General features: G+C 66.2%; 17 protein-coding genes. 11 read left to right on the top strand and 6 right to left on the bottom strand.

All coding sequences use genetic code 11. The features are described from left to right. Positions 1-84 precede the first annotated feature (84 nt). Together H7F35_RS11660 and H7F35_RS11655 are read right to left on the bottom strand one after the other, a co-directional pair. Positions 85-816 carry a 16S rRNA (uracil(1498)-N(3))-methyltransferase gene (locus H7F35_RS11660; protein ID WP_187113012.1) on the bottom strand — a complete coding sequence of 244 codons (732 nt, stop codon included), beginning with the start codon at positions 814-816 and terminating at the stop codon, positions 85-87. A gap of 69 nt (positions 817-885) precedes the next feature. Further along, positions 886-1,983: an aminoglycoside phosphotransferase family protein gene (locus H7F35_RS11655; protein ID WP_187113011.1), complete on the bottom strand. Its 1,098-nt coding sequence runs from the start codon at positions 1,981-1,983 to the stop codon at positions 886-888. A 239-nt stretch (positions 1,984-2,222) separates the two neighbouring features. On the opposite strand from H7F35_RS11655, the gene H7F35_RS11650 reads away from it, so the two are divergent. The 3 genes from H7F35_RS11650 to rsmA are packed head-to-tail and all read left to right on the top strand — an operon-like array spanning position 2,223 to position 7,000. Next, entirely contained in the window at positions 2,223-4,805 is a 2,583-nt protein-coding gene (locus H7F35_RS11650; protein ID WP_187113010.1) for an LPS-assembly protein LptD, read from the top strand. Between the two features lie 19 nt (positions 4,806-4,824). After that, positions 4,825-6,231: a peptidylprolyl isomerase gene (locus H7F35_RS11645; RefSeq protein WP_187113009.1), complete on the top strand. Its 1,407-nt coding sequence runs from the start codon at positions 4,825-4,827 to the stop codon at positions 6,229-6,231. A 4-nt stretch (positions 6,232-6,235) separates the two neighbouring features. Further along, on the top strand, positions 6,236-7,000 hold the full coding sequence (gene rsmA, locus H7F35_RS11640; RefSeq protein WP_187113008.1) for a 16S rRNA (adenine(1518)-N(6)/adenine(1519)-N(6))-dimethyltransferase RsmA: 765 nt from the start codon (positions 6,236-6,238) through the stop codon (positions 6,998-7,000). A 56-nt stretch (positions 7,001-7,056) separates the two neighbouring features. Here rsmA and H7F35_RS11635 read toward each other — a convergent pair whose 3' ends face one another. The 4 genes from H7F35_RS11635 to H7F35_RS11620 form a co-directional block, all read right to left on the bottom strand. Beyond that, entirely contained in the window at positions 7,057-7,296 is a 240-nt protein-coding gene (locus H7F35_RS11635) for a hypothetical protein (protein WP_187114526.1), read from the bottom strand. Further along, positions 7,275-7,700, bottom strand: coding sequence for a barstar family protein (locus H7F35_RS11630; RefSeq protein WP_086011111.1), 426 nt, complete (start codon positions 7,698-7,700; stop codon positions 7,275-7,277). The genes H7F35_RS11635 and H7F35_RS11630 overlap by 22 nt, the downstream gene beginning before the upstream one ends. 50 nt (positions 7,701-7,750) lie before the next feature. Next, positions 7,751-8,164: a ribonuclease domain-containing protein gene (locus H7F35_RS11625; RefSeq protein ID WP_187113007.1), complete on the bottom strand. Its 414-nt coding sequence runs from the start codon at positions 8,162-8,164 to the stop codon at positions 7,751-7,753. 182 nt (positions 8,165-8,346) lie between these two features. Then, on the bottom strand, positions 8,347-10,695 hold the full coding sequence (locus tag H7F35_RS11620; protein ID WP_187113006.1) for an NADP-dependent malic enzyme: 2,349 nt from the start codon (positions 10,693-10,695) through the stop codon (positions 8,347-8,349). Positions 10,696-10,860: 165 nt separating this feature from the next. Here H7F35_RS11620 and H7F35_RS11615 point away from each other — a divergent pair, with 165 nt between their 5' ends. The 8 genes from H7F35_RS11615 (at position 10,861) to H7F35_RS11580 (ending at position 19,084) form a co-directional block, all read left to right on the top strand. Next, positions 10,861-11,928 (top strand): SPFH domain-containing protein, encoded by a 1,068-nt coding sequence (locus H7F35_RS11615; RefSeq protein WP_187113005.1) that lies wholly within the window; start codon positions 10,861-10,863, stop codon positions 11,926-11,928. Positions 11,929-12,068: 140 nt separating this feature from the next. Further along, complete coding sequence (locus tag H7F35_RS11610; RefSeq protein WP_187113004.1) at positions 12,069-13,553, top strand: DUF4178 domain-containing protein; 1,485 nt, start codon at positions 12,069-12,071, stop codon at positions 13,551-13,553. Between the two features lie 48 nt (positions 13,554-13,601). Continuing rightward, the gene (locus H7F35_RS11605) at positions 13,602-13,820 is read left to right on the top strand and encodes a DUF350 domain-containing protein (protein ID WP_187113003.1); all 219 of its coding nucleotides are present in this window, start codon (positions 13,602-13,604) and stop codon (positions 13,818-13,820) included. 14 nt (positions 13,821-13,834) lie between these two features. Then, a complete protein-coding gene (locus H7F35_RS11600) occupies positions 13,835-15,376 on the top strand; it encodes a polyamine aminopropyltransferase (RefSeq protein WP_187113002.1) in 1,542 nt (513 codons plus the stop codon). 117 nt (positions 15,377-15,493) lie between these two features. After that, positions 15,494-17,131 carry an FAD-dependent oxidoreductase gene (locus tag H7F35_RS11595; protein WP_187113001.1) on the top strand — a complete coding sequence of 546 codons (1,638 nt, stop codon included), beginning with the start codon at positions 15,494-15,496 and terminating at the stop codon, positions 17,129-17,131. Next, entirely contained in the window at positions 17,128-18,237 is a 1,110-nt protein-coding gene (locus H7F35_RS11590; RefSeq protein WP_187113000.1) for a saccharopine dehydrogenase family protein, read from the top strand. Before H7F35_RS11595 ends, H7F35_RS11590 begins: the two co-directional genes overlap by 4 nt. Next, positions 18,234-18,611 (top strand): DoxX-like family protein, encoded by a 378-nt coding sequence (locus tag H7F35_RS11585; RefSeq protein WP_187112999.1) that lies wholly within the window; start codon positions 18,234-18,236, stop codon positions 18,609-18,611. Before H7F35_RS11590 ends, H7F35_RS11585 begins: the two co-directional genes overlap by 4 nt. Then, complete coding sequence (locus H7F35_RS11580) at positions 18,608-19,084, top strand: DUF2269 family protein (protein ID WP_187112998.1); 477 nt, start codon at positions 18,608-18,610, stop codon at positions 19,082-19,084. The genes H7F35_RS11585 and H7F35_RS11580 overlap by 4 nt, the downstream gene beginning before the upstream one ends. The last annotated feature ends 303 nt before the right edge of the window (positions 19,085-19,387 follow it).

Below are 19,387 nucleotides of genomic sequence, written 5' to 3'. Positions count from 1 at the left end.
TTTTGTACTAGTTGAGTAAGGATTGTTTCCCAAGCTCTCCGCGAGCGCGTCGCGGAAAACACTCACCCCTTCGCTTCGCTCTGTCTAGAGTCCGGCGAGCGACACCAGCGCGGCCAGTGCTGCGGTTTCGGCACGCAGCACGCGCGAACCGAGCGTGACCGGCGCAAAGCCACGGGCGATGGCCTCCTGCTCCTCGGTGCCGCTCAGGCCGCCTTCGGGGCCGCTCAGCACGAGCACGCCGCGGGCATTGTCTGGCGCGATGTCGGCGATCCGGCGCGTGCCTTCGGCGAGGCTCAATATGAGGCGCACGGCCTCGGCATCGGCGCTTTGCGCGTCGATCCAGCCCGAAGCACCCGAGAACGAGCGCACCGGATGGATCACCGGCACGCGGTTGCGGCCGCACTGCTCGCAGGCCGCGACCGCGATGGCTTCCCAGTGCGCCCGCTTCTTCTCGGCGCGCTCGCCCGACAGGCGCAGCACGCCGTGCGCGGTGGCCAGCGGCTGGATGCTCGCCACGCCCAGTTCGGTGGCTTTCTCGACCAGCCAGTCCATGCGCTCGTTGGCCGGCATGCCGACCGCGAGATGCACGGCGCGCGGCGCCTCGCGCTCCACCGGCAGGTGGGCGCCGACCATCACCGAGACATCGCTGCGCCCCATGCGCTCGACCGTGGCCGCGTACTCGCCGCCCGCGCCATCGAACAGGGTGAGCGCGTCGCCGGGCTGCATCCGCAGCACCTGCACGTGGCGTGCGGCACCGGCGGGCAACGCCAGGCTGGCGCCGGCGGTCAGCGGGATGGAACAGTGAAAACGGGGCATGCTATGAAATAAGGAGCGAAAAACGACCGTTGCATGGGCGTCACAGGCCCTTCGCTTTTCAGCTTTCCTTCAGACACGGCCGTAGGCGAAGCCGGTGAGCGCCGAAGTGCCCTCGATTTCGTCGATCACACGCACCAGCGGCGTCAGTTCCATGTAGCGACCCGCGGTGGCGCGGATGTAGGCGATGAAGCGTGGCGTGTCGGCCAGGTAGCGGGGCTTGCCGTCGCGCAGCGTGAGGCGGGCGAAGATGCCGGCGACCTTCAGGTGGCGCTGCAGGCCCATCCACTCGACCGCGCGGTAGAAGGCGCCGAAATCCTCGTCGACCGGCAGGCCGGCCTTGCGCGCGGCCACCCAGTAGCGGATGGTGATGTCGAGCACGAACTCCTCGTCCCAGCTCAGGAACGCATCGCGCATCAGGCTGGCAACGTCGTAGGTGATCGGGCCGTAGACCGCGTCCTGGAAGTCGAGCACGCCGAGCGCCGTGCTGTTGCCGGTCATCAGGTTGCGCGGCATGAAGTCGCGGTGCACGTAGACGCTGGGCGAAGCCAGGTTGCTGTCGACGATCAGCTTGAAGCTGCGCTCGAGCCGCTCCTTGAGCTTGCCCTCGACGGCGATGCCGCGATGGCGTGTGATGTACCACTCGGGGAAGAGGGCCAGTTCGCGCTCGAGCAGGGCCCTGTCGTAGGGGGGCAGCACGCCGAGTTGGGAGCTCAGTTGCCAGCGGATCAGCGCGTCGATGGCCTGGTCGTAGAGGGGGCGGCTGGCGTCCGGGCGGGCCGGATCGAGTGCGTCCAGCATGGTCTGGTGGCCCAGGTCGTCGAGCAGCAGGAAGCCGTTGACCCGGTCCCATTCGAGCACCGTGGGAGCGAGCACGCCGGCGTCGGCCATGAGCTTGGCCACCTGCACGAAAGGGTCGCTGTTTTCCTTGTCGGGCGGGGCGTCCATCACGATGCGCGTGCGGGCTGCGGCATCGGTGGTGTCGAGGCGGAAGTAGCGGCGGAAGCTGGCGTCGACCGAGGCGAGCCGGACGGTGTCCGGCAGCAGGTGATGGGCGCCGGCGATGCCGGTCAGCCAGCCCCGGAAGACTTCGGCCCGCTGCGGATCTGTCCAGAGAATGGTCTCGGCGGGCCCTGGGGGCAATGAGGTCGGGGGCAGGGGTGCTGTCATGGATAATCGATTCTACAAATCCGCCTGGCGCGGCAATCCCCTTGGGCCGGCTTCCGGTTGAACCGGGTTGCTGCCGGCCCCTGCAACCCGCCGGCCTGCCGCGCCGTCTCCCCCGACGATACCCTTCGTTCCGAACCGATGCCTACGACCCAATGCCCTGACGCTTGGCACCTTGTGCGCTCGCTGCTCTCCCCGGGAGAGTCGCCGGCTTTCCCCGGAACGGCGAGGCGGAGGGCTTGATGAGCCGACGTGTCGTCTCGCGGCGCGCCAGCCCGCCGCTGCCACTGGCCGTGTTGTCGCTGGCGCTGCTGCATGCGCATGGGGCGTTCGCCCAATCTGCTGCTGGCAGCCTCGACGGCCCGCTCACGCTGAAGCGCACACCGCTGCTGACGGAAATCGTGCCCCCCGCAGAGCGCGGCCAATTGCCCAGCCTGCTCAGCGGCGACCGCATGTCCGGCCGGCCCGATCTGGAAACCGTGGTCGAAGGCAACGCCACGCTGCGACGCGGCACCCTCGCCATCACCGCGGACCGCCTCGAGTACTACCAGCCCGACGACCGTGCCAAGGCCACGGGCAACGTGCGGGTCAACCAGGGCGGCAACGTGTACGAAGGGCCGGAGCTGCAGCTCAAGCTCGAGACCTTCGAGGGCTTCTTCAACAACGTGCGCTATCACTTCCTGGCGAACGACGCGCACGGCGAAGCGCAACGCATCGACTTCGTCGATTCCAATGTGTCGATAGCCCGGCAGGCCACCTACACCACCTGCCGCCGCGAAGATTTTCCCGGCTGGATGCCGGCCTGGCTGCTGACCGCGACCTCGATCACGACCGACACCCAGGAAAGCGAGGGCGTGGCCAAGAATGCCAGGCTGAGCTTCATGGGCATCTCGACGCCGGCGCTTCCGAGCGTGAGCTTCCCGCTGTCGAACGAGCGCAAGAGCGGCCTGCTGCCGCCCACGGTCGGCATCGACAACACCAACGGCATCGAGATCGCGCAGCCGTATTACTGGAACATCGCGCCCAACCGCGACGCCACGTTCACGCCGACGCTGATGACCAAGCGCGGCATCAATTTCAGCAACGAGTTCCGCTACCTCGAGAAGGACTACAGCGGTTCCATCCGTCTGGACCTGATGGGCAGCGACCGCCTGGTGGGCCAGCGCTTCAACGAGGCGCGCACCACGCAGCTTCAGCAACTGGCGAGTGGGCAAATCCAGGCCAGCAGCCTGAATCTCAACCCACCCAGCAGCAAGCGCTGGGGCCTCTGGCTCAACCATCACCAGGATTTCGATGCGAAGGCGCTGGGCCTGGACTCGCTGTCGGCCAGCATCAACATCAACCGGGTCAGCGACAACGACTACTGGCGCGATTTCACGCGCACGCCGTCGGTCGCGCTGCGCCAGTTGCCCAACGATGCCTCGCTCAACTGGGGCAAGGGCGACTGGACCGGCAGCGTGCGTACGCTGGCCTACCAGACGCTGCAATATTCGCTGTCACCGATCACGCCTTCGTACGACCGGCTGCCGCAGGTCACCGCCAACTACAAGAAGTACGACTGGCACGGTTTCGATGTTGCGTTTACCGCGGACTACACGCACTTCAGCGCGCCGCGCATCCTGTTCGGGCAGAACGGCTTCGACATCAACCAGCAGTCGCAGCCCGATGGTGACCGCGCCTACGTGCTGGGCTCGATCAGCCGGCCATTCATCACGCCGAGTTCGTTCGTGATCCCGAAGCTGCAGGTGCAGTCGGCCGCGTACAACTACTTCGTGCCGCAGGCGAATCTGCCGAAGTTGACGGTCAACGGCATCACGTACGTCAACGGCATACCCTACAACGCGAATTCACCCGTGCTCTTCGGGACCTCGAGCACCAGCACCGTGCCGACGTTCAGCCTCGACAGCGGCCTGATCTTCGAGCGCGATGCCAACTTCTTCGGCCGTGCCTTCCGCCAGACGCTGGAGCCGCGTGCGTACTACGTCTACACGCCGTACCGCGACCAGAGCATGCTGCCGAACTACGACACGGCGGCCAACGACTTCAGCTTTGCAACCATCTACACCGAGAACGCCTTCTCGGGCAACGACCGCATCTCGGACACCAACGCGCTCACGCTCGGCGTGACCTCGCGCCTGATCGACCCCGGCACCGGTGTCGAAGCCGTGCGCTTCGGCATTGCCCAGCGGTTCCGTTTTTCCGACCAGAAGGTCACGCTGCCTGGCGTGGCGCCTGTCACCGACCGCACCAGCGACCTGCTGCTCGGCGCCCAGATCAACTGGACACCGAAGTGGAGCCTGGACACCCTGGTCCAGTACAACCCCGACACGCGAAGGTCGACGCGTTCGGCCATCAGCGCGCGCTACAACCCCGAGCCGTACCACAACCTCAGCGCCGCCTTCCGCTACCAGGCGCCGAGCACGCCGACCGCGACCGATGGCAGCAAGTCGATCGACGTGGGCTGGCAATGGCCGATCAACGACCTGTGGGGCGACAAGGGCAAGAACCTCGGTCCGGGCAAGGGCCAGGGCGGTGGGCGCTGGTACGCCGTTGGCCGCCTGAACTATGACCTGCAAGCCAAGCAGCTCACGGACGGCGTGCTCGGCTTCGAGTACGACGGCTGTTGCTGGATCGGCCGCGTGGTGCTGCAACGCATCACGACCGGCCAGGTGACGGCCAACACCCGACTCATGTTCCAGCTCGAATTTGTCGGTTTCTCCAGTATCGGGTCGAGCCCGATGCAGGCCTTGCGGCAAAACATCCAGCGCTACCAACCCTTGCGCCAACCTGGCGAAGCACCAAGCCGCTTCACCAATTACGACTGACGACAGACTGAGCTAAGCCATGAAACACATCCGTTCCATCATCACCCTGGGCTGCCTCGCAGCAATGGCTGCAACGTCGGGTGCACAGGGCTTTCGCTCTGGCAGCGGCATCACGGACATCATGCGCGCCGGCCCGCGCCTTGGCCCGCCCGCGGCTCGCCCCGCGGCCAACGCACCTGCTTCGCCGCCGGTGCAGCGCTCCGCCGAGTTCATCGTCGCGCTGGTCAATTCCGAGCCGATCACCAACACCGACGTGCAGTCGCGGGTGGATCGCCTGATCAAGGAAAACGCCGAAGCCGCGCGCGTGCCGCGCGGCGAGCTCACGCGGCTCGTGCTGGAGCGCCTGATTTCCGAGCGCGCCCAGCTGCAGCTGGCCAAGGAAAACGGCATCAAGGTCGACGAAGTGGCGGTCGACCAGGCCGAGCAGACCGTGGCCCGCCAGAACGAGATCAGCCTGACCGAGCTGCACCGCCGCGTGGCCGCCGAAGGCATCGTACTGGCGGACTTCCGCCGCGACCTGCGCGACCAGTTGCTGCTCACGCGTCTGCGCGACCGCGAGGTCGAATCGAAGGTCAAGATCAGCGATGTCGAGGCCGACGAGTACCTGCGCGACCAGCGCAACAGCGCAGTCAAGAACGCGGCGCTGGAGAACCTCAACCTCGCCCAGGTGCTCGTTGCCGTGCCCGAGAACGCCACCGACGCACAGGTGGCCGCCGCGCAGAAAAAGGCACAGGACCTCACGCAACGCGCCCGCTCCGGCGAGGACTTTGCCAAGTTGGTGCGCGAGAACTCGGATTCGCCCGACCGGGCCAATGGCGGCGCGATCGGCATGCGCAGCGCCGACCGCTATCCGCCGCTGTTCGTCGAGGCCACGCAATCGACGGCGGTGAATGGCATTGCCGGACCCGTCCGTTCGAGCGCCGGCTTTCATGTGCTCAAGGTCCTGGCCAAGGCCCAGCTCGGCGCGGCGGACGCGACGGTCACCCAGACGCAAGTGCGCCACATCCTGCTGCTCAACGACCCCAAGCGCACCACGGCGCAGGCGGTGGCGCAGCTCGCGGAATTCAAGCGCCGCCTGCAGGCCGGGGCTGACTTTGCCGGTCTTGCCCGCGACAACTCGCAGGATGGGAGCGCCAAGGATGGTGGTGACCTCGGCTGGTCGCAGCCAGGCCAGTTCGTGCCCGAGTTCGAGGAAGCCATGGACCGGCTCTCGCCGGGCCAAATCAGCGACCCCGTGGTGTCGCGCTTCGGCGTGCACCTGATTCAGGTGGTGGGCCGTCGCGATTCCAAGCTGAGCCAGTCGGAGCAGCGCGAAGCCGCGCGGGCGGCGCTGCGCGAACAGCGTGTCGACGAAGCCTTCAACACCTGGGTGCAGGAAGTGCGTGCCCGCGCCTACGTCGAGTACCGCGAACCGCCGCAGTCCTGATTCGATGGCACACATCGCCAGAAAGCGATTCGGTCAGCATTTCCTGTCCGACGGCGGGATCATCGACGCGATCGTGCACGAGATTGCGCCGCAGCCCGGCGATGCGATGGTCGAGATCGGCCCGGGGCTCGCGGCGCTGACGCAGCCGCTGGTCGAGCGGCTCGGCCGCCTCACGGTCATCGAACTCGACCGCGACCTGGCCAAGCGCCTGCGCGAGCATCCGCAACTCGACGTCATCGAATCCGATGTGCTGAAGGTGGACTTCGCCGAGCTGGCCGGCCGGTTCCCGGGGAAGCCGCTGCGTGTGGTGGGCAACCTGCCCTACAACATCTCCACGCCCATCCTGTTCCATCTGCTGGGCTGCGCCCATCTGGTCGCCGACCAGCACTTCATGCTGCAAAAGGAAGTGATCGACCGCATGGTGGCCAAGCCCGCCACGTCGGACTACAGCCGCCTGAGCGTGATGCTGCAGTGGCGCTACGACATGGCCAACGTGCTGTTCGTGCCACCGGAGAGTTTCGATCCGCCTCCGCGCGTCGACAGCGCCGTGGTGCGGATGGTGCCGCTGGCGCAGCCGCCGGCGGTCGATGCGGCACGGCTTGGCGAGATCGTGCAGGTCGCCTTCAGCCAGCGCCGCAAGATCATGCGGCACACGCTGGGCAGATGGCTGGAAGAGCACGGCTTTGCAGGCACGTTCGATGCCCAGCGTCGGGCCGAAGAGGTGCCGGTGGCCGAATACGTTGCATTGGCCCAGGCCGTTCCCCCATGAAAAAAGCCCGTCGACGACGGGCTTTTCTACAAGGGCAAAAGCCCATTGTTGCTTACTTACGCTGCTGCGAGCCAGTAACCCGCATTGAACGGGCTGCTCATGCGCAAGGCGAGGGGCGAAACGTCGACCAGTTTGTCGGTCGGCATTTTTTCGCCCGCCGGCTCGGTGCTGGCGGCGGCCGTTGCGGTGGTGTTGACTTCGATGCCATCGAGGGTTTCAGCATTTGGCTGAGCCTCGTTCGCCCGTTCTGCTTGGCTGGTAGATGCAGAACGGGCTACAGAAAAGAATAGAAGCACCGGAAGGGGACCTTGCGGTCACCCCAGTAATCCGAGGCGTCGCGGAAGATGTCGAGCAGTTGCTCGCGTGCTTCCTTATCGAACTTGGCGTTGGCCGGGATCTGCTCGAGCACGATGACAAAACCTGGCTGCGGGCCCGATTTATGCAACGGATCGGTCATGCAGTCGTACAGCGCGTCGAAGTTCTTGCCGAAGTGCGCCGGGAAGGTGAACTGCTGGGCGATCAGGTCGAGCACGTCCTGCTTGGTCTGGGCGTTGCCCAGATTGGCATACAGGAAGTGCTGGCCGGCCGCGTTGGCAGCGTCCTGCAGGTCGTTCACGCGGAAGGCGCGGATCGATTGCACGATGTTCGGGCGTACGGCACGAAGGGATAAAGTCATCTCCGCTGGTCTTTCCATAGTCATCATCATTTCTTCGGGGCGCTTCGGGGCGCCGCTCAGGTCGTTGTCATCGCTCATGGCGCAATCCGTCTGAAACTCGCATAGTGGTCTGCCGTGTACCAGCAGGCCTCGGGCGTCGTGCGTTGTTCACCACCGCAGACTATTCGTTGTGCACCACGATTGCGCGAGCCCGGTGTTGTCACCGTGTACTCGCGGTAGTGGCCGCGTCGTGCCGATGGCAGGAGACGCTCGCGATTGCCAAATACCGTGCCGTCCTTGTCGTACCGGAAGGGGCCGCCGTTGAGGATGGCCTGGTAGGTTCGCTGGCCCTGCACTGGCAGGTCGGTCAGTGCAATCGATTCCTCGGTGGACGTTTTTCCGGCGCCGAACCATCCGCGGGCCTCGGCCCCGGTCGTCAACGCTGCCAGCATCAGGCCGGTGAGCGCAAACTTTGTGACAGAGGACGTGATCGAGGCGTAAGCCGCCATGGGGGCACCACAAGAAAAGAGCGGGGGGTCCGAATCAGCGATCAACCTCGGGGTTAACCCGCAAATTCAAGCCCGCGAGTGTGCACCACGCTGGAGAAAATAGCAAGCGACTGCTCAAAGTTTGAGCAGTCGCGGGGCTATCGAGTGGCAATTTAAGTTGGCGGCCACTCTCGCCGAATGACCTATCTCTCGGCGTTTGCGTCGGCCACTGTCAAGGCTGTCATGTTCACGATGCGCCGAACAGTCGCGCTGGCCGTGAGAATGTGCACAGGTTTGGCCGCACCCAACAGAACCGGGCCGATTGCGATGTTGCCGCCTGCCGCCGTCTTGAGCAGGTTGTACGAAATATTGGCCGCGTCGATGTTCGGAAATACCAACAGATTGGCATCGCCAGCCAGCGCGCTGTGCGGCATGACGACTGCGCGCTGCTTGCTGTCCAGTGCCACGTCGCCGTGCATTTCGCCGTCGACTTCGAGCCAGGGTGCCTGCACGCGCAGCAGATCGAGCGTCTTGCGCATCTTGATGGCGCTGGGCTCGTTGCTGGTGCCGAAGTTGGAGTGCGACAGCAGCGCGGCCTTCGGCTTGAGGCCGAAGCGCATCATTTCCTCGGCCGCCATCGTCGTGATCTCGGCCAGCTCTTCGGGGGAAGGGTCGTAGTTGACGTGCGTGTCGACCAGGAACACCTGGCGGTCGGGCAGCAGCAGGCCGTTCATGCAGGCGTACACCGGCACGTCCTGCGGCGTGCTCTCGCAGCCGCCGGGGCGCTTGCCGATCACCTGGTCGATGTAGTGCAGGTGGATCAGCGTGGTGCCCCAGGTGCCGCAGATCATGCCGTCGACCTCGTCCTTGTGCAGCAGCATCGCGCCGATCAGCGTGAGGCGGCGGCGCATCTCGATCTTGGCGGTCTGCACCGTCTGGCCCTTGCGCTCGGTCATGCGGTGGTAGGTCTGCCAGAAGTCGCGGTAGCGGTGGTCCTGCTCGACATTGACGATGTCGTAGTCCAGCTCTTCCTTCAGGCGCAGGCCGAACTTCTCGATGCGTTGCGCGATGACGGCGGGGCGCCCGATCAGCGTCGGGCGCGCGATGCCTTCGTCGACCACGATCTGCGCGGCGCGCAGCACGCGTTCTTCCTCGCCTTCGCAGTACGCCACGCGCTTTTTCTGCGCGCGACGGGCCGCTTCGAAGATCGGCTTCATCGTCGTGCCCGAGGCGTAGACGAAGTTCTGCAGCTTGTCGCGGTAGGCGTCCATGTCCTTGATCGGACGCGACGCCACGCCGCTTTCCTCGGCCGCCTTGGCCACGGCCGGCGCGATCTTCATCATCAGGCGCGGATCGAAGGGCTTCGGAATCAGGTATTCGGGGCCGAAGGACAGCTTTTCACCCACGTAGGCGGCGGCGACGCGCTCGCTCTGCTCGGCCTGTGCCAGCTCGGCAATGGCCCGCACCGCGGCGATTTCCATCTCGTCGGTGATCGTGGTCGCGCCGCAATCGAGTGCACCGCGGAAGATGTACGGGAAGCACAGGACGTTGTTGACCTGGTTCGGGTAGTCAGTGCGGCCCGTGGCCATGATCACGTCGTTGCGCACCGCATGGGCGTCTTCGGGCGCGATCTCGGGGTTCGGGTTGGCCAGCGCGAAGATCACCGGCTTGGCCGCCATCTTCGCCACCATCTCGGGCTTCAGTACGCCGCCGGCCGACAGGCCGAGGAACACGTCGGCACCTGCAATCACTTCCGCCAGCTTGCGCATGTCGGTCTTCTGCATGTACTGGCGCTTGTCGTCGTCCATCAGCTCTTCGCGGCCTTCATAGACCACGCCGGCCAGGTCGGTGACGAACACGTTCTCGCGCTTCAGGCCCACCTTGAGCAGCAGGTTCAGGCAGGCCAGCGCCGCGGCGCCCGCGCCCGAGGTGACCAGCTTCACTTCGGCGATGTCCTTGCCCGCCACCTTCAGGCCGTTGAGCATGGCCGCCGCCACCGTGATGGCCGTGCCGTGCTGGTCGTCGTGGAACACCGGGATCTTCATGCGCTTGCGCAGCTCGCGCTCGACGTAGAAGCAATCGGGAGCCTTGATGTCTTCGAGGTTGATGGCGCCGAAGGTGGGCTCCAGCGAGGCAATGATCTCGACCAGCTTGACCGGGTCCTTCTCGTCGATTTCGATGTCGAACACATCGACGCCGGCGAACTTCTTGAACAGAACGCCCTTGCCTTCCATCACCGGCTTGGAAGCCAGCGGGCCGATGTCGCCCAGGCCCAGCACGGCAGTGCCGTTGGAGATGACGCCGACGAGGTTGCCGCGCGACGTGTACTTGAAGGCGTTGGCCGGGTCCTTGACGATTTCCTCGCAGGGCGCGGCCACGCCGGGCGAGTAGGCCAGCGACAGGTCGCGCTGGTTGACCATCTGCTTGGTCGCCGCAATGGCGATCTTGCCGGGAACGGGAAACTCGTGGTACTCGAGGGCGGCACGGCGCAGTTCGGCGCGCTTGTCTTCGGGCGTGGGAGTCGATGAGGTCGATGGGTTCGAATCGGACATGTGCCGTAGCTCCTGGTGGCGCTTCTTCTGGGGGCGCCGATTGTAGACCTCGCCCCGTGACGGCCTACGCCGCATGGCCGAGCAAGGCATGACCAATCGCACTGCGCGCCGTCAAGACGATGTGGCAATATGCACAGTTCGGAAAAAACCTGAAGAGGAGCAACCATGGCCCTGATGGATTTCATCAAGAAACAGTTCATCGACATCATCCAGTGGACCGAGACCGGCGATGGCACGCTGGCCTGGCGCTTCCCGATGGCGGACATGGAAATCCAGAACGGCGGCTCGCTCACCGTTCGCGAATCGCAGGTTGCCGTCTTCGTCAACGAAGGCAAGGTGGCCGACGTGTTCGGCCCCGGCATGTACAAGCTCACGACGCAGACGCTGCCCGTGCTCACGTACCTCAAGAACTGGGACAAGCTGTTCGAGTCCCCCTTCAAGAGCGACGTCTATTTCTTCAGCACGCGCCAGCAGATCGACCAGAAGTGGGGCACGCCCCAGCCGATCACGATCCGCGACAAGGACTTCGGCGCCGTGCGCCTGCGCGCCTTCGGCAACTACTCGTTCCGCATCGGCGACGCCAAGATCTTCCACACCGAAATCTCCGGCACGCGCGACATCTACAGCGTGGCCGACCTCGACGGCCAATTGCGCGGGCTGGTGTTGCAGAACATCAGCAACGCCATCGCCTCCAGCGGCGTGCCTTTCCTCGACCTTGCGGCCAACCAGATCCAGTTTGCGCAGGCGCTCGCCGTGCAGCTCGTGCCCGAGTTCGAGAAGATCGGCATCAAGCTCGAGAACCTCACGGTCCAGAACGTCTCGCTGCCCGAAGAACTGCAGAAGATCCTCGACCAGAAGATCGGCATGGGCATGGTCGGCAACGACATGGGCAAGTTCATGCAGTACCAGACGGCGCAGGCCATTCCCAAGTTCGCCGAAGGTGCGGCGGGCGGTGGCGGCATCGCGGGCGACGCGATGGGCCTGGGCGCCGGCGTGGCGCTCGGCCAGGTGATGGCGCAGAACCTCGCGCAAGGCCTGAACCCGAACAACGCCAACGCGGCTGCTGCGGCAGCGGCCGGGGCCGCCGCAGCGGCGCAACCCACCGTGGCGGTGGTGAGTGCGGCCGACGTGATGACCACGCTCGAAAAGCTCGGCGAGCTCAAGACCAAGGGCATCCTGACGCAGGAAGAGTTCGACGCCAAGAAGGCCGACCTTCTCAAAAAGCTGGTCTAACCCAGGCTTCGCGCACTTCGTGTCGCTTCTCCTTCCCCCTTGCAGGGGGCGATGCCCGTGGCCCGGCGCAGCCGGTTCCATGGCGTTCCCCGCAACTGCATCCGTAGCCGCAGCCCCAGCCATCGCTTCCGTGTGGTGCCATGGCTGAGGAAACCGGCAACCAACGCTACTACCGCGCGCCCTGCCCCGGCTGCGGCGCGCCGGTCGAATTCCGCTCGGCGCAATCGACTCACGCGGTCTGTCCCTACTGCCAGAGCACCGTCGTGCGCCAGGGCGACACGCTCGCGCGCACCGGCAAGATGGCCGAGCTGTTCGACGACTTCAGCCCACTGCAGCTGTTCGCCGCCGGCCGCATCCAGGACAAGCCGTTCACGCTGATCGGCCGCCTGCAATACACCTACCCCGGCGGCCGCTGGACCGAGTGGATTGCCGCCCTCGACGGCGGCCGCACCGGCGTGCTCAGCGAGGACAACGGCGCCTACGTCTTCGCCCTGCCCTTCGACCTGCAGCGCGCCGCGCCGCCGCCGGTCGACCTGCGCGTGAGCGCCACCAGCGCCTTCGCCGGCCAGAGCTACACCGTCACCTCGAACGAGCAGGTGGCGCTGACCTCCGCGCAGGGCGAGCTGCCGCACCTGCCCGAACTCGGCCGTTCGTTCGCGATGGTCGAGCTGCGCAACGACCAGGGGCTGGTGCTCAGCATCGACTACGGCACCGCAACGCCCACCGCGTACCTGGGCCGCTCGGTGCAGCTTGACGACCTGCAGCTCACCGGCCTGCGCGCCGAATCCGCCAAGGACGAAAAGGGCCGCAGCTTCAATTGCCCCAATTGCGGCTCGCCCGTCACCGTCAACCTGGCCGACAGCAAGAGCATCACCTGCGGCTCCTGCAACAGCATCATCGACCTGTCGCAAGGCATCGGCGGCGAGCTCAAGCATGCGACGCAGGACGAGCCCGTGCGCCCGCTCATCGCGCTCGGCACCATGGGCCAGTTGCAGGGCGCGCAGTGGCAGGTGGTCGGCTTCCAGCACCGCATGGGCACCGAGCCCGGCGACGACGAGCAGTTCGGCTGGGACGAATACCTGCTCTACAACAACAAGCGCGGCTTCAGCTTTCTGGTCGACGCCGAAGACGGCTGGAGCCTCGTCAAGCCCACCACCGGTGCGCCGGTGATGGCCGAGAACGGCAGCACCGCCACCTACCTCAACAAGCGCTACCAGCAGCAGTACGCCTACAACGCCGAAACCAGCTACGTCGCGGGCGAGTTCTACTGGCAGGTCGAGCGCGGGCAGAAGACCTTCAACCGCGACTACGCCAGCGGCCCCGCGCTGCTGTCGATGGAGCGCTCGGCCAACGAGCTGACGTGGTCGTCCGGCATCAAGCTCGACAGCGGCGTCGTGGCCACGGCCTTCAAGCTCGACGCCAAGAAGGACATGTTCAAGCGCGGCGACGCGCTGCCCGTGAGCGCCGCATCCGGCCTGGGCTGCGGCACGATCATCATCATCGTCGTGGTGATCATCATCCTGCTGGTCATCCTGAGCACCTGCAGCAGCGGTGGCTCCTCGAGCGGTTCGCGCAGCTCGGGCGGCTCGTACGGCGGCTATTCGAGCGGCGGCGGGCACAAATGAAGCACATCATGTCGATGGCACTTGTTATTACTACGACTGGAGGTCCCCATGGGATTTGAATGGCTGAAACCGGGCGTGGTCCTCGGATCGCTCGTGTACGCGCTGATCGGCGTGGTGATCTTCTGGCTCTGCTTTTTGATCATCGACAAGATCACGCCCTATGACCTGTGGGCGGAAATCGTGGAGAAGCAGAACGTGGCATTGGGCCTGGTCGTGGCCGCCATGAGCCTGGGCATCTGCATCATCGTCGCCGCAGCAATCCATTGAACGAGAAGGCGGCCTTGTCCGCGCGCCCTGCCGACGCGCGCGGCCCGCAGCCCGTCGAAGTCGCGCTCCTCGCCAGCGTGTTCGTGGTCGCAGCCTGCGGGCTGGTCTACGAACTGAGCGCGGCGGCACTCAGCTCCTACCTGCTCGGCGATTCGGTGCTGCAGTTCAGCACCATCATCGGCACCTACCTGTTCGCGATGGGCGTGGGCTCCTGGCTCTCGCGCTATTTCGACCGCCAGCTGCCGGCCCACTTCCTTCGCATCGAGCTGATGGTGGCGCTGATCGGCGGCGCGCTGCCGGCGATCCTGTTCCTGGCGAACGCCTACGCGCCGGGCGCCTTCCGGCTGCTGCTCTACGGCCTCGTGATGGTCGTCGGCACGCTGGTGGGCCTCGAAATTCCGCTGGTGATGCGCATCCTGCGGCGCAACATCCAGCTCAAGAACCTGGTGTCGCAGGTCCTGACCTTCGACTACCTCGGTGCGCTGGCCGTGTCGGTGGCGTTCCCGCTGATCCTCGTGCCGCAGCTCGGCATGATCCGCACCGGCCTGCTGTTCGGCTTCATGAACGCCGCGGTGGCGGTGTGGGCGCTCTGGCTGTTCCGCCATGAACTGCGCCGCGTCGGCGCGCATGCGCTGGCCTGCTTTCTTGCGCTGGCCGCGCTGCTCGGCGCCTTCATCGGTGCCGACCACATCACCTCGCTGGCCGAAGACAAGTTCTACCAGGACCATATCGTGTTCAGCGCCACCTCGCCCTACCAGCGCATCGTGGTCACGCGCGGGCTGCTCGGGCATCGGCTTTTCCTGAACGGCAACCTGCAGTTCGCCGAGCGCGACGAGTACCGCTATCACGAAGCCCTGGTGCATCCGGTGATGGCCGCGCAGGGCGCGCCGAAGAAGGTCGCGGTGCTCGGCGGCGGCGACGGCATGGCGGTGCGCGAAATCCTCAAGTACCCCTCGGTCGAGTCGGTCACGCTGGTGGAGCTCGATCCGAACATGACCCAGCTCTTCACCACGCACGAAACACTGGCCGCGCTCAACGGCCATTCGCTGTCGTCGCCGAAGGTGAAGATCATCAACACCGACGCTTTCCAGTGGCTGCAACAGCCGGGCGATACGTACGACGTGATCGTGGTCGACTTCCCTGATCCGACCAACTTCGCCATCGGCAAGCTCTACACCAACAGCTTCTACGCGCTGCTCGAAAAGCGCCTGTCGGCCAGCGGCTACGCGGTGATCCAGACCACCTCGCCGCTGGTTGCGCGCAAGAGCTTCTGGACCGTGGCGACCACCATCGAATCCGTCGGACTGACCGCAACGCCGTACCACGCGCATGTGCCGAGCTTCGGCGAATGGGGCTACATCATTGCGAGCCGCCGGCCCTACCGCATGCCCGATGCGCTGCCTGCGGGGCTGCGCTTTCTCTCGCCTTCCACCTTGCCGCTGATGTTCGACTTTCCGCTGGACATGGCGCGCGTGCCGACGGAAGTGAACCGCCTCTCGAACCAGATCCTCGTCACCACTTACGAACAGGAGTGGGGCAAGGTGATGGCGCACTGATATGGCTCGCCCCCAGGCTGCGCGCACTTCGTGTCGCTTCTCCAACCCCCTACCGGGGGCAACACCAGCGGCCCGGCAAAGCCGGTTCCGCGGTGTTCCCCGAAGGGAGCGGATCCGATGAAGCGCCGTGGCTTCCTTGGCGCAGCCGCAGGTGCGGCGGGCGCCTTGGCGCTGGCCGGCTGCGAAGCGCCACCGCCGCCCATCGAAGGCGGCTTCACCGGCATCGACGTCACGCGCGGCCATGCCATGCGCGATGGCGCGCTCAAGAGCCAGGCGCCCGCCGTCGTGAAGCGCACGCGTGTGGTCATCGCTGGCGGCGGCGTCGCCGGCCTCGCGGCCGCGCGCGCGTTGCGCCTGTCAGGCACCGAAGATTTCGCTTTGCTCGAACTCGAAGACACCGCCGGCGGCAATGCGCGCGGCGGCATGGTCAACGGCATTGCCTGCCCGCTCGGTGCGCATTACCTGCCCGTGCCCGGCGACGATGCGCGCGAGGTGCAGGACCTGCTCGAAGAACTCGGCCTGCGCCGCCGCGTGGCGGGCCGTTGGGAATACGACGAGCTGAACCTTTGCCACAGCCCGCAGGAACGGCTGTTCCTCCACGGCGAGTGGCAAGACGGCCTGCTGCCCGTTCATGGCGTGGGCGAGGCCACGCTCGCGCAGTACCGCAAGTTCGCGCAGCGCATCGACGCGCTGCAGCACGCGGCGCACTTTGCCATTCCCACGCTCAAGGTCGCGGTCACGCCCGAGTTGCTGGCGCTCGACGCCATTCCTTTCGCCAAGTGGCTCGACAGCGAAGGCTTCGGCGATGTGCAGCTGCGCTGGTATCTCGACTACTGCTGCCGCGATGACTACGGCGCGGGCATCGAGCACGTCTCTGCCTGGGCCGGCATCCATTACTTCGCGAGCCGGCACGGCTTTCACGCGCCCGGCGATCCCACGGGCAGCGTCAACGATTCGAGCCCCGAGCGCGACGGCATCCTCACCTGGCCCGAAGGCAACGGCTGGCTCACGAAGCAACTGGCCACGCCGCTCGGCGACCGTCTGCACACCGGCCAGGTCGTCACGCGCATCGCCGACATGCGCGGCGGCGTCGAGGTCGATGCGTGGGACGCCGCCACCAAATCTCTCGTGCGTTGGCAGGCCGAGCGCTGCATCGTCGCGTTGCCGGTGTTCATCGCCGCGCGCGTGGTCGAGAACCCGCCGCCCGTGCTGACGAACGCCGCCGCGCACGTGCGCTACGCGCCGTGGCTGGTTGCCAATGTGCATCTGCGCGGCCCGCTCGTCGACCGCCCTGGCGCCGCGCCGAGCTGGGACAACGTGATCTACGGCACGCGTGGCCTCGGCTATGTCGATGCGCGCCACCAGACGCTCGACCCCACGCCGCGCGGCACCGTGCTGAGCTGGTACCGCCCGCTCGGCCCGAGCGGCTACGACACCACCGACGGCCGCCGCCTGCTGCTCGACCGCCCGTGGACCGGCTGGCGCGACGACCTGCTGGCCGAACTCTCGGTGCCGCATCCCGACCTGCCTTCGCTGGCCACGCGCATCGACATCACGCGCTACGGCCACGCCATGTCGATTCCCCGGCCGGGGCTGCTGGCGCAGATCGGTTCGCAGCGCAGCGCGCCGGATGCGGCGCATCGCGGCAGCGTCGTCGCCGGGCGGCTGTCGTTCGCGCATGCCGACTGGTCGGGCTATTCGATCTTCGAGGAAGCGTTCACGCGCGGACACGTTGCGGGGTCTCGAACGGCATGAAGACGCTGGTGCTCGGCGGCTACGGCAACTTCGGCGCACGCATCTGCCGCGCGCTGGCACCGGGCCCCGGCATCGAACTGATGGTGGGTGGCCGCGATCTCGAACGCGCGACTGCCTTCGCGCAAACGCTGGGCGGCCATACACGCGGCGTTCGCGTCGATGCCCAATCGCCCGACCTCGCGCAAGGCCTGGCTGACCTGGGCGTCGACCTCGTCATCCACACGGCGGGCCCGTTCCAGAACCAGGACTACCGCGTGCCGCAAGCCGTCGCAGCGGCTGGCGCGCACTACATCGACCTGGCCGATGGCCGTCGTTTTGTCTGCGACTTCCCCGCCGCACTCGATACCGCCTTCTGCGGCGCAGGTCGCACGGCAGTGACTGGCGCGAGCACCGTGCCCGCGCTGTCATCGGCGGTGGTCGACCACCTCGCTGCGGGCTGGCAAGGCATCCACAGCATCGACATCTGCATCGCACCGGCACAGGGCGCGCCGCGAGGCGAAGCAACCCTCGCCGGCGTGCTCGCCTACTGCGGCGCGCCAATCCGCGTCTGGCAGCACGGCCAATGGACCGAACAGCCCGGCTGGGCCGACCCGGTGAAAGTGCAGTTCGCACGCATGAAGCCGCGCCGTGGCGCCTTGTGTGACATCCCCGATCTCGAACTCTTTCCCGCGCGCTATGCCGGCGTGCAGTCGGTCATGTTCCGCGCGGCGCTCGAAGTCGGTCTGGCCCAGCAGGCCTTTGCCTTCATGGCTTTCATGCATCGCGTGGGCGTGCTGCCCGCGCCGCAAAAGCTGGCGCCGCTGCTGCATTCGACAGGCCGCGTGTTCGATGCGCTCGGCACGGCATTGGGCGGCATGGTGGTGCGCGTGACGGGCGCCGATGCGCAAGGCAACGCAGCGCGACGCGCGTGGCACATCGCATCCGACGACAACCACGGCCCCGAGATCCCCTGCATGGCCGCGATCCTGCTGGCGCGCCGTCTCGCCTGCGGCGACGCATTGCCCATCGGCGCACATGCTTGTGCAGACCTGCTCGCCCTGCCGGAGTTCGAGCCCGAGTTCGCCCGCTGGGGCATGGTGACCGACCTCATCGACGAAGCCCCATGACGCGCACCGAAAACGATGACCGCCTGCTGCGCCTGAGCCTCGTCGCGGTGTGGCTGGTGACCGCCATCGTCAGCATCGTGGAACTCGACGGCCAGAGCCGGCAGGTGCTGGCCCAGGCCGGCATCGCATCGCCGCCGTGGCTGGTGCAGTGGCTGATCGTCGGCGGTGCGGCAGCGGACCTCGCCATCGGCCTTGCGCTCTGGTTGCGGCCTGGCCGTGCCAGCTACGCAGCGGCCCTGGCCTTGATGCTCGTCATGACCCTCGTGGCGACCGTGCTCCAGCCCAGCTTGTGGCTGCACCCGCTGGGCCCGCTGCTCAAGAACCTGCCCATCGCCGCCCTGCTCTGGCATTTGTACCGACGCGCGACGCCGTGAACACCTACCTCTTCCTCAAGTGGCTGCACATCGTCTCCAGCGTGCTGATGGTCGGCACGGGGCTGGGCTCGGCTTTCTACATGTTCTTCACCAACCGCAGTGGCAGCGTGCCGGCGCAGGCTGTGGTGAGCCGGCTGGTCGTGCGGGCCGACTGGTGGTTCACGACGCCTACCGTCATCCTCCAACCGGTCACGGGCTTTGCTCTGGCGCACATGGCGGGCTGGCCACTCTCGACACCCTGGCTCGCGCTCTCGCTGATGTTGTTCGTGATCGCGGGCCTCTGCTGGTTGCCGGTGGTGTGGCTGCAGATTCGCATGGCGGCCATTGCGGCGCAGGCGCACCGCGACGCCACACCGTTGCCACCGCTCTACGCGCGCTACCAACGCTATTGGGAACTGCTCGGTTATCCGGCCTTCGTGGCGATGGCGGTCGTGTTCTGGCTGATGGTGAACAAGCCTCAGCTCTCGTTCTGAGATGGCGTCTTGTTCTTCTCGTTGGGGGCGCTGTTGTTCAGGGCGTCGCTCACGCCGACACGGTGCTCTTTTTCGCGAATGTCCCCCGCTTCGCTCCTCCTTTATTTCGCGAAAAAGAGCCCCGTATCGACGTGAGCGCTCAGGGCGGTCGTTGATCGGCCGCAAACGCAGAGCCTGCCCATGTGCGAATGACGCCAGGTGCTCCCCGCAGCGAAATAAAGGAGGAGCGAAGCGGGGGACATTCGCGGAGGGGAGCACCTGGTGTCATTCGCACTCGCCCTGAACGCTCAGCGAAACAACGCA

This window comes from Variovorax sp. PAMC26660 (assembly GCF_014302995.1).
Taxonomy (GTDB): domain Bacteria; phylum Pseudomonadota; class Gammaproteobacteria; order Burkholderiales; family Burkholderiaceae_C; genus Variovorax.
Note: the sequence above shows the minus strand (reverse complement) of the source record. Positions and strands in the feature narration are given on the sequence as shown.

Excerpts from the sequence above, each read along its gene's own strand:
- H7F35_RS11645 (WP_187113009.1), top strand. The coding sequence starts at position 4,825 with ATGAAACACATCCGTTCCATCATCACCCTGGGCTGCCTCGCAGCAATG.
- H7F35_RS11660 (WP_187113012.1), bottom strand. The coding sequence starts at position 816 with ATGCCCCGTTTTCACTGTTCCATCCCGCTGACCGCCGGCGCCAGCCTG.
- H7F35_RS11650 (WP_187113010.1), top strand. The coding sequence starts at position 2,223 with ATGAGCCGACGTGTCGTCTCGCGGCGCGCCAGCCCGCCGCTGCCACTG.
- H7F35_RS11620 (WP_187113006.1), bottom strand. The coding sequence starts at position 10,695 with ATGTCCGATTCGAACCCATCGACCTCATCGACTCCCACGCCCGAAGAC.
- H7F35_RS11595 (WP_187113001.1), top strand. The coding sequence starts at position 15,494 with ATGAAGCGCCGTGGCTTCCTTGGCGCAGCCGCAGGTGCGGCGGGCGCC.
- H7F35_RS11610 (WP_187113004.1), top strand. The coding sequence starts at position 12,069 with ATGGCTGAGGAAACCGGCAACCAACGCTACTACCGCGCGCCCTGCCCC.
- H7F35_RS11625 (WP_187113007.1), bottom strand. The coding sequence starts at position 8,164 with ATGGCGGCTTACGCCTCGATCACGTCCTCTGTCACAAAGTTTGCGCTC.
- H7F35_RS11590 (WP_187113000.1), top strand. The coding sequence starts at position 17,128 with ATGAAGACGCTGGTGCTCGGCGGCTACGGCAACTTCGGCGCACGCATC.
- H7F35_RS11655 (WP_187113011.1), bottom strand. The coding sequence starts at position 1,983 with ATGACAGCACCCCTGCCCCCGACCTCATTGCCCCCAGGGCCCGCCGAG.
- H7F35_RS11630 (WP_086011111.1), bottom strand. The coding sequence starts at position 7,700 with ATGACTATGGAAAGACCAGCGGAGATGACTTTATCCCTTCGTGCCGTA.
- H7F35_RS11585 (WP_187112999.1), top strand. The coding sequence starts at position 18,234 with ATGACGCGCACCGAAAACGATGACCGCCTGCTGCGCCTGAGCCTCGTC.
- H7F35_RS11605 (WP_187113003.1), top strand. The coding sequence starts at position 13,602 with ATGGGATTTGAATGGCTGAAACCGGGCGTGGTCCTCGGATCGCTCGTG.
- rsmA (WP_187113008.1), top strand. The coding sequence starts at position 6,236 with ATGGCACACATCGCCAGAAAGCGATTCGGTCAGCATTTCCTGTCCGAC.
- H7F35_RS11615 (WP_187113005.1), top strand. The coding sequence starts at position 10,861 with ATGGCCCTGATGGATTTCATCAAGAAACAGTTCATCGACATCATCCAG.